General features: G+C 35.0%; 9 protein-coding genes. 3 read left to right on the top strand and 6 right to left on the bottom strand.

The features are described 5' to 3' along the window. Positions 1–249: 249 nt before the first annotated feature. The 3 genes from H1P_RS27035 to H1P_RS27025 all read right to left on the bottom strand — a co-directional run bounded on the left by H1P_RS27035 (position 250) and on the right by H1P_RS27025 (position 2,533). A complete protein-coding gene (locus H1P_RS27035; protein WP_144873533.1) occupies positions 250–1,353 on the bottom strand; it encodes an ABC transporter ATP-binding protein in 1,104 nt (367 codons plus the stop codon). Between the two features lie 181 nt (positions 1,354–1,534). After that, complete coding sequence (locus H1P_RS27030; RefSeq protein ID WP_144873530.1) at positions 1,535–2,113, bottom strand: Uma2 family endonuclease; 579 nt, start codon at positions 2,111–2,113, stop codon at positions 1,535–1,537. Between the two features lie 81 nt (positions 2,114–2,194). After that, positions 2,195–2,533, bottom strand: a complete 339-nt coding sequence (locus H1P_RS27025; protein WP_144873527.1) for a hypothetical protein — start codon at positions 2,531–2,533, stop codon at positions 2,195–2,197. A gap of 83 nt (positions 2,534–2,616) precedes the next feature. Here H1P_RS27025 and aat point away from each other — a divergent pair, with 83 nt between their 5' ends. Both aat and H1P_RS27015 read left to right on the top strand, forming a co-directional pair. Continuing rightward, positions 2,617–3,216 (top strand): leucyl/phenylalanyl-tRNA--protein transferase, encoded by a 600-nt coding sequence (aat, locus tag H1P_RS27020; protein WP_186376163.1) that lies wholly within the window; start codon positions 2,617–2,619, stop codon positions 3,214–3,216. Between the two features lie 88 nt (positions 3,217–3,304). Then, positions 3,305–4,375 (top strand): glycosyltransferase family 4 protein, encoded by a 1,071-nt coding sequence (locus tag H1P_RS27015; protein WP_144873524.1) that lies wholly within the window; start codon positions 3,305–3,307, stop codon positions 4,373–4,375. 48 nt (positions 4,376–4,423) lie between these two features. Here H1P_RS27015 and H1P_RS27010 read toward each other — a convergent pair whose 3' ends face one another. The 3 genes from H1P_RS27010 to H1P_RS27000 form a co-directional block, all read right to left on the bottom strand. Then, complete coding sequence (locus H1P_RS27010) at positions 4,424–6,478, bottom strand: tetratricopeptide repeat protein (protein ID WP_144873521.1); 2,055 nt, start codon at positions 6,476–6,478, stop codon at positions 4,424–4,426. Beyond that, positions 6,465–7,799, bottom strand: coding sequence for an ATPase, T2SS/T4P/T4SS family (locus H1P_RS27005; protein WP_144873518.1), 1,335 nt, complete (start codon positions 7,797–7,799; stop codon positions 6,465–6,467). The genes H1P_RS27010 and H1P_RS27005 overlap by 14 nt, the downstream gene beginning before the upstream one ends. A 113-nt stretch (positions 7,800–7,912) precedes the next feature. Further along, positions 7,913–9,088, bottom strand: a complete 1,176-nt coding sequence (locus H1P_RS27000) for an urease accessory protein UreH domain-containing protein (protein ID WP_144873515.1) — start codon at positions 9,086–9,088, stop codon at positions 7,913–7,915. Between the two features lie 149 nt (positions 9,089–9,237). Here H1P_RS27000 and H1P_RS26995 point away from each other — a divergent pair, with 149 nt between their 5' ends. Further along, the gene (locus H1P_RS26995; RefSeq protein WP_144873510.1) at positions 9,238–9,879 is read left to right on the top strand and encodes a hypothetical protein; all 642 of its coding nucleotides are present in this window, start codon (positions 9,238–9,240) and stop codon (positions 9,877–9,879) included. The last annotated feature ends 227 nt before the right edge of the window (positions 9,880–10,106 follow it).

Below are 10,106 nucleotides of genomic sequence, written 5' to 3'. Positions count from 1 at the left end.
CAACAGTCGTAAAGACTAAGATTTTCGGAAGCTGGATACACGGAAACGGGTACGTCCAGATTTCACAGAGAGGGGCGAGAGGTAATACTCTCCCTCGACTCTACCTAGACCCATTACCAAACGATAAGGGACAAAGCCATTATTTTCTAATAGTAAATACAAGAAAATGATTTTGGGACTACGAAAGCCTGTATCGACTAACTGATAAGACTTTTAAAGATAACTCTCTCGGAAAGTGACAAAAGAGGGTTATAGTTGATGTTCTTGTTCTCGATCGAATAAATGAAAACGGTTGAGATCGAACAGTAAGGTAACAGTTTCCTTGGGGTTAAAATGCGAACGTGGATCGACTCTAGCAACTAATTCCTGTCCATCTGCAAGGGTACAATAAACAATCGCTTCATGTCCCATCATTTCTACCACTGTAACTTCTGCTTTCACAGGAAAGGGTTCAGTTTTGGGGGGTAAAAATTCCTCACTGTAAATATTTTCTGGACGAATTCCAAAGGTAATTTCTTTTCCGATATATTCCTTGTATCGTGCTTGTTGTTCTAGGGGAATAGGCAACTTTAAAGACTTGGTTTGAACATATAAGTTATCTTCTTCTTGTTGAATGGTTCCCGTTAAAAAATTCATTGCAGGGCTACCCATAAAACCCGCTACGAAGATATTAGCAGGATTTTCATAGAGATTCTGTGGCGTGTCTATTTGCTGTAAGATACCTTGATTTAAGACTGCAATCCGAGTACCCATTGTCATCGCTTCTACCTGATCGTGAGTCACATAAATGAAAGTAGTCGCCAAATCTTTATGCAGCTTACTAAGCTCTACTCGCGCTTGGGTACGTAATTTAGCATCTAAGTTAGATAACGGCTCATCCATCAAAAAAACCGTTGGTTTTCGCACAATAGCCCTACCTACCGCTACCCGTTGTCGCTGTCCCCCAGAAAGTTGTTTCGGTTTGCGATCCAAAAGTTGTTCGATACCCAACTGTTGCGCTGCTGCTTGTACTCGCTCCTTAGTTTCAGCTCTACTATAGCCTTGAAGCTCTAAACTAAACGCCATATTATCAAATACCGACATATGGGGATAGAGGGCATAAGATTGAAACACCATCGCTATATTGCGATCTTTTGATGATATATTGTTAACATTGCGATCGCCGATATAAATATTACCACTACTTACAGATTCTAAACCTGCCAGCATCCTTAATGATGTCGTTTTACCACAGCCAGAAGGTCCTACCAGTACGAGAAATTCTCCTTCTGCAACCTCAAAATTGAGATTTTTTACCGCCACAAAGCCGTTTTCGTATTGCTTAGTAACCTGTTCAAAACAAACCCTTGCCACAATTTTATATTCCGCTTGCTACTCTCTTAATTTTGACCATAGCAGAGAAAAGACGAGAAATAATTAAAAATTCTTATAGTAGTCTTTGGTAAGCATCGTCTGGAAAATCGTGAAAATAGACTTCTTACATTTATTCCGATCGATTCTATTAGGGACGAAGTAACAAGTAGCAAATTATTAATTATGACCAAATAGGTTCTAAATTTAAAACAAATCCTGATAAGATGCTTTCTCCTGAGATACTCTGAGGAGAATTTAACAGTTCAACCTCTTTTCCCAAACGATATATTTCTATCTGCTTGTCTTGAGGATTAATTAACCAGCCCAAAACAGCACCATTAGCTATATACTCTTGCATCTTGTTTTGTAAAGTTACCAAATTATCCGTAGAAGAACGTAACTCGATGACAAAATCAGGACAAAGAGGTAAAAACTTCTGTTTTTCGTCTGTAGTTAAATTATTCCATTTAGCGACGGGAATCCAGGCTGCATCAGGAGAACGTTTAGCTCCATTAGGTAGTTTAAAACCAGTGGAAGAATCAAACACAATTCCTAATTTGGCTTGACGATTCCAGACAACCAAATCTGCTATTAAATCTGAGTTGATTTTTCCTGTTTCTCCACCAGTAGGAGGCATAATTATTAACTCTCCATCGACTGTAAGCTCTAATCTAAGATCGCGATTAGCCTGACAAATTTGATAAAACTGCTCATCAGATAATCTAGCTACAGGAGGCATATTCAACACATAAGCTGCCATGACAATAACTCCATTGATGACAAAGTTAAGTTGCTTGCTGTCTTTTCCTTTTTCCTTGCTCCTTGCTCCTTCTTTCTTAATTCATGCTCCACAACAGCGATCGATTCCCAGACTATCTAATATTAGATCGCTTACGGCATTAGCGATCGCAAATTCGCCATAAAAGCTACGGCTAAAGTCAAAAGATGCCATTTCTGTCACAATAGCAATAACTAATGAACCCAGATCGTTTTCTCCTTCCAGACGTTGACGAACAAAGATTTCGGAAGCTCTAATAGCAATGGTTTCGTTAACAACTTCAGGAATAAATTCCTCATCTAACCATGTATGCAATGACTCCTTAAGCCATTGTTTTTCTTTTTCTGGTTTTTCAATGGGAGGTAAAGTAATAGGGGGTATGGGTTGAGCTTCTTGATTCATTACTTTATTCACAGTTAGTTATTAACTACTAGCTTCTTTTTATACTTGTATTTAAGCATTAATATTGTGCGTTGTAGCAGATTATGAATATAGATTTCGATATACCTACAATTATTGAAGGATACAGTAAAGGTTATTTTTTGATGACAGATGATGGGGAAGATAACTTAGGTTGGTATTCGAGTAATCAGCGTACTTTAATCCCTTTAGATGAACGCTTTCGTTATCCCAAATCTTTACGCAGAGTAATTAATCAAGAACGTTTTTCCGTAGCTATTAATCAGGATTTTCAGGGAGTTTGCGATGGTTGTGCAAATCGAGAAACTACTTGGATTTCACCAGAGTTAAAACAAATTTATCTTGCTCTCAATAAAGCAGGATGGGCATATAGTTTTGAAACTTGGCAAGATGATAAGTTAGCAGGGGGTATTTTAGGGCTTGCTATAGGTGGTGTATTTATTGGGGAATCGATGTTTTTTAATATTCCCGACGGCTCTAAAGTGGCAATGGTAAAGTTAGTAGAGCATTTACGAAAACGAGAATATACAGTATTTGATGCTCAACTACAAAATCCCCATTTAGAGCGTTTTGGCTCTTACGTTATCAAATCATCTCACTACAAAGCCTTGCTCAGAAAAGGATTAAAACTAAATTGTCATTTTGATATTTATCCTTCGGCTTGATTTGAATAACCACCAACAAACAGCAACGAACAACGAACAATGAACAGTAATATCGTATTTATTCCAAACCTTAATTTAAAAACGATTTATGAACTCTCCCCAAAGAACACTACTTTTTATATCTACTCCTGTTGGTGCGTTAGGTACAGGACAAGGAGGAGGTGTAGAATTGACAGTACAGAATGTGGCACAAGAGTTACAGCAACGGGGACATCAAATCGAAGTAGTTGCACCCACTGGCTCTGTGTTAAAAGGAATTCGTGTTACGGAAATTGCAGGAGAACTACAAATAGCAGTGCAAACTCAAGGGCGTAATGTACCTATCTATATGCCTGAAAATCCTGCTTTAGCTAATATGTGGGAATATGCTCGTCAGGTACAGGATAATTATGACCTAATAGTTAATTTTGCCTTTGATTGGCTGCCATTTTATCTCACACCTTTCTTTCGTACCAAAGTAGCTCATTTTATCAGTATGGGGTCAATGACAGAAGCTCTAGATGCTGTTATGAATCAGATTGCTGAGAAATATCCTAACTGTATTGGAGTTTATACCAAATCTCAGGCAGAAACCTTTCCCTTTGCAAATAAGTGCGAAATTTTGAGTAGTGCGATCGATTTATCCCTGTATAATTTCTGTGATACTCCAGGTGACAGTATGGCATGGTTAGGGCGTATCGCTCCCGAAAAAGCCCTCGAAGATGCGGTTACAGCAGCCAGTATTACAGGGATTCCTCTCAAAATTTACGGCAAAATTCAAGATCGAGCCTATTGGCAAAAGATACAGCAAGATTTCCCTGACGCACCTATAGAGTATATGGGGTTTCTTTCTACAGAAGAATTACAACAAGAGTTAGGCAAATCCCGCGCTTTAATCATGACTCCCCGTTGGATTGAAGCATTTGGCAATGTAGCCATAGAAGCTCTAGCTTGTGGTGTCCCTGTAATAGCATACCGTCGCGGAGGACCTTCGGAAATTGTGAGAGATGGCAAAACAGGTTTTCTGGTTCAACCAGATAGTATTAATGATTTAGTAACTGCAATGAAAAATATCGATACTATTGAGCGAATTGATTGTCGTCAACAAGCAGAAACGGAATATTCTTTAACTGTTTTAGGGGATAATTTTGAAGCTTGGTTTGATAAAATCCTTGGATGATTAATTAGATATGTAATCTAGCGTTACTAATTTTGATAATAATGCTTTTTAGGTTTCTAAATTTTGAATTGCTGTATTGCATTCCTCTATTTTATTCTCTAATTTCATTTCTTGATATAGTTTTCTAGCTTTTCCATAAGCTGCTTTAGCTTCTGATGATTGTTGTAATTGTTGCCAAGCTTCACCTAAGTTAAACCAGGTAATTGCTTGTGTTCTACTATCCCCTAATTGTTGCGTAATATCTAACGACTTTCGATAGTAATTAATTGCTTGTTGATATTCTTCTTGAAAATAAAAAAGATTCCCTAAATTATTTAATGATTTACTAATACCACTGCGATCGCCTATTTTTTGTGCAATATTCAAAGACTGTTGATAGTAATCAATTGCTTTCTTATATTCCTTTAAAGAATAGTAGGCATTTCCTAAGTTATTTAAGGAATCGATTTTCCCTTTAATATCATCTATTTGCTGAGTAATATTTAATGAATTTTGATAATAGCTAATTGCTGGTAGGTATTCTTTTAAAGAATAGTAAACATTCCCTAAATTCATTAAGCAATTGGCTTCTGCTTTTCGATTTTCTATTTGTTGTGAGATTGCTAAAGATTCTTGAAAATAATCAATTGCTTTTTGATATTTACCTAAAGAATAATCAATATTCCCTAAATTCATTATACACGAGCTTTTTCCAGCAAGATTATTAATTTGTTTTTGAATTTCTAACGATTCTTGATAAAAATCAATTGCTTTTTGATATTCTCCTAATGAATAGTAAACACTACCTAAATTCATTAAACAACTAGCTTCTGCTTTTCGATCTCCGATTTGTAGCCCAATATTTAAGGATTTTTGGAAGTAATTAATTGCTTGTTGATATTTACCCAAAGAATAATAAGCACCTCCTAAATTATCTAGAGACGCTGCTTTTACATAAAGGTTATCAATTTGTTGTGCAATTTTTAATGATTGTTGATGAAACTTAATTGCTTCGTCGTATTCTCCTAAAGAATTGTAAGCACTGCCAATACCTGTTAAAGAGACAGCTTCTCCTTTACGATCTTTTATCTGTTGTGCAATATCTAATGATTTTTGATAAAAATCAATTGCTTTTTTATATTCACCCAGGGAATAATAAACATTGCCCAAATTGCCAAAACAATAAGATTGTCCTGGCTCATCTCCTATTTGCTTTACAATATTCAAGGATTGTTGATAGTAATTTATAGCTTGTTGATACATTCCCATAAAAAAATAAACGCTACCTAAATTATTTAAAGAATTAGCTTCTCCTTGCAAATCATTAATGCTTATGGCAATTTCTAATGATTTTTGATGGTAATTAATAGCTTGCTTGTAGTTTCCAATAGAATTATAGGCAATACCTAATTGCTCGTATAAGTTCATAATAGTTGGTGAGTTATGTTTGTTTGTTTGCTGTTCATCACCACTATATTCACTCAATAAGCGTAGTAATAAATCAATTCTTTCTTTTTTATCTTCCAATGGGAAACTACTAAAGTTTCTCTCATAAAAAATATTGTTATCTATCCTTGTGTCTATAACAGAATGAACTGTTTTAAAATAAAAAACTTTCCGATTCCACGCCCAAAAGTCAGGAGCATATTTTGCGAGACGAGTTAAAGCATAGTCAGGTAAAAAGAAGATTATAGGATGAGCAACTGTATGGGCTAAATCATCTCTTACATAGTTAACATTAGCTAAAACAGCTGGATATTCTTTTAAAATCCCAATTGATTTTTCTAAGCCAGTAATTAGTAAAATTAGTTTTTTGTTAGAAACAACTTGTATTCTGTTTAATGCGGTAAGCAACTCGTCTCGCAAAAAACGGAGATTAGGATCGGGAAAATCTAAAATTTCAAATTGAATATCTTGACAATCTGAATGAGTTATTAATTCTTTAATTAAATTATCTCTATCTTGAGTAAAATTAATTTCTACTAAACCAATATTTAATCTATCATCAACAAAATCTACGAAAGTCAAAAGCTCAGTAAAAGCTTGCTGATTAATTTCCCAAAATAATTTATTATTTTCTACTTCATCAACTGTATTAACTATTTCCCGATTATTGCTGTTCATTTGCTAGTGCTTCCCGAAAAAGAGAGCTTGATTTTATAACAGGATTAATATAGTTCCAGCGATTATCCCCGTTGTATTCTAAAACAGATAGATTTGACAATAATAATTGTCCGATTGGATCTTTATTTATATTTTTAGTTAAACAGACCTGCGCTAAAACAGAATAATATTCATTTAGTGTAATTCTCTCAAAGTTGAACTTTTCTTCTTTGATGGCATAGCTAACATCTTCAGTAGTTACTTTACTTTCAGAAGCTGTTAAACAAGCTCTTGCTGTCATTTGCATTAGTTGACGTACATGACCACCACTTGCTCTTACTAAATCCAATAGTTGCTGACGAGATTCAAATACAGCATCAATATCAACTCGCTGTTCGATTAAACTAGCGAAAATTTCTAACCTATCTTCTTTGTATTCTAGATAGCAATTATTTAGTTCATATTCATAGATATTAACCATCGGCATAATATTAGGACTACCGAAATTTTTATTTAAGTTTCGAGCGGAATAAACGGCAGAAATAGGAGCAGTGTAGATAATAGTAGTATGTAAACTTTGTAATTGAGCAGCATAATCAAAAAATAGATGATTACCTACATTTACAGGAATTCGATCTAGGTTATCCAAAATAATTAAAAAACCTTTTTTGTACTGTGGTGCTTTTTTTTGTAATTTTCTCACAGCATCATCTAATAAAAAGTTAATGTCTGCTTGCAAGCGACTAATATCTTTCTGTAAAGTTTGTCTAATTACCTGTTTTTGTTTTTGAGAACCTTTTATTTGAGCTAGTAATTTTGCTAATAATTTAGAAATAAAAGGGATTTTAAAACCAGCTTCAGCATCAACTTGTAAGCTAATACCTTGTTCGACACTTTTTTCCGTTTCGTTAGTAATATCTTTAAACCATGATTCAAAACTATTTAGTAGTTGCCGATCGAATTTAGCTCCTATCTTGTATAGTTCATCTGCAACTTTTTTAATAATAAGTAAATATAAATCTGTATATTCAGCATCATTAATATCTAATTCGATATCTGCTTCTAAATAAACAATATAATATTCTGATTCTAATTGTTGCTGAATTTTTCTGAGTTCCGTACTTTTGCCACAACCTCGATGTCCTGTAAATAAAATCGTACAATATTCAGTTGATTCAATATATTCTAATTTTTTAGTAATGTTTTTAATTGTTTTTGTACTGCGAATCGAAGATAAATCTACATAATATCTATCAATATCCTCTCCCACTAAAGGTTCAGGAGTACAGATACGATAAGCTTCTTTTAGAGTAGTAGCGCGATTGGGGGAAAGAGAACTCATGAACTATTGTTGAACTAACTACAGCTAGTCTACCTAATATTGATTGTTCTAAACGATTCATTTAAAAAAACAACGATTAGTATTTGAGGCTAATAAATAAATAAATAAATAAATTAATTTACAATTTTTTTAGATGATGAAGAAAACACAATTCGCAAGCCTAAAACTATTGTAGTAACTAACGTAAGAGCGATCGCTCTTAATTGATGATGCCAAGTAAAGTTTAACTCTCCGAGATAATGCGAGCCTAAAAATATAGAGTGTATCGCCACTAAAACTAAAGCAGGGACAGAAAGTAAATGAACTTTACGCCAATACTTACCTAATTTCTGTTGTAGATAATCGTTACTTGTCACCGCAGCAGGAGTCATTAACAATAATGCAACTACCCCTAACAATAAACCTCGTTGATGGTTAGGAATCATAAAAGATACTGCTTGCAGATTCCAATTTAGGGAATGATCTAACATATGCAAGGTATGAGCGATCGCCAAAACATAAGACCCCACACCAATCAAACGACGGTATTGTAAAGGAGTAGACCACCATTTACTAATCGGTCTAGCAATTAACGCTAACATCAGTAACAACAATGCACCATGTCCTGTATAGTCGATCATAGCTTGGGTACGTATCAAAGTTAGAAGCCCAATAACGAGAGTAATCCAACCACCTAAGTTAAATAACTGACTCTTGCGATCTGCACTGAGACGAGATGCAGACACTCCCACTCCCACCATAGTTGGCATTGTTCCTAAGCCAAACGCCAGCATGGTTAATACTGCCATGATTATGCTTCCTGTTTCGGCTGCTTTAATCTGAGCAATGTAGAGAAAACCACAAGGAATTAAGCCCCAAAAAAGCCCTAAAATTAGAGGAGTCCACCAAGATTTGGTGTTGGCAACTTTACTCATTGCCATACTTAGCTTTTGATGTAGTTGTCCCTGCAAAGGATGAAAAATTGGTAACTTGGGTAATATTTTGGGAGCAATTCGGGATAAACCCAGCCAAATCAGCAATAAACCAGTTAAGATACCCATTACTTGCCGTAATTTTGCTGTAAAGATTAAAGAACCGACGCTACCAAGAGCAATCCCTACTAAACCATAGCTAATAACTCGACCTAAATTGAGTAATAGATGAAAGCTAAAACTTGCAAGCCAATTTTTTTGACTCTGACCAGATAAAGTAAAAGATACCGCTAAAGGGCCACACATTCCCGCACAATGACCAAAGCTGCCAAAAAGTCCTAAAGTACTAATAAGTAATAGATCGATAGCAATAGACATTAACTCAGTTATCAGTTATCAGTTATCAGTTATCAGTTATCAGTTGATGATGTGCTACTAATCACTGAATAGATAGCAAGGTACAAGGTACATCAAGGTAGTGTGAGCATCTTGCTCGTAATAATCTTACAAATAATCATGACACGAAAATGCAACACCCAATCTTTCATAGCAGTTTACTACTACTCAGCCTTTTCTCTACTCAAGTGTTGGCACACAATGTTCAAACTAATGTTGATGTAGGGGTTACTTTTCATATTGAACCAGATCATAGTCCTCGTGTGGGGGAAGAAAGTCAAGCTTGGTTTGCTCTAACTCGTCGGGGAGGAGAGTTAATTCCTTTGTCTCAGTGCGATTGTGATTTAAAAGTGTATTTAGAATCTCAAGGTGAATCTGCTGATGAGCCGATTTTAAACCCGACTTTAATCGCAATTTCTCCTGAAAGATATCAAAACATTCCTGGTGCAAATATTGTTTTTCCTCAGCCTGGTATTTATCAATTAGAGTTAACAGGGAAACCGACTCAAGAGGGAGATTTTACTCCTTTTCAAGTTAGTTATCCCGTCACAGTTAATCCTGGTAATTCTGTACAGAAAAAGCTAGAAAATCAACCATTAGAAACTAATAAATCAGAAAATAGCCAACCTGTAGTTTCCAGTCCAAAACAAATTGATAATAATCAAGAAACTATATCTAAATCTTCTCAAATTTATCCTTGGCTTGTTGGTATTTTAGCTAGTGGATTGGGAATTACTGCACTGTTAAAACTCACATTCCGCAGAAAAATTTAATTTCTTCGTGATTTTTTGAGCAATTTAGTCTACACACTTTAAGAGATAGAGAATACAGCGATTTTAGAAACAGAATAAGAACTAATATATTATTTGGTGTTTTTGAAGATTGGCGATTGCTATAAACGGCTATATTCAAGCAAATTCATTTAATTATTTCCTTGAGAAAATTATCTGCGGAATGTCAGTTAAAATTATTTAGAAAGTAGAAAAAATTGGTTAGGTAA

The sequence above is a fragment of the Hyella patelloides LEGE 07179 genome (genome assembly GCF_900659865.1).
Lineage (GTDB): Bacteria > Cyanobacteriota > Cyanobacteriia > Cyanobacteriales > Xenococcaceae > Hyella > Hyella patelloides.
The sequence above is the reverse complement of the archived record's forward strand: the minus strand, read 5'-3'. Positions and strand labels throughout refer to the sequence as shown.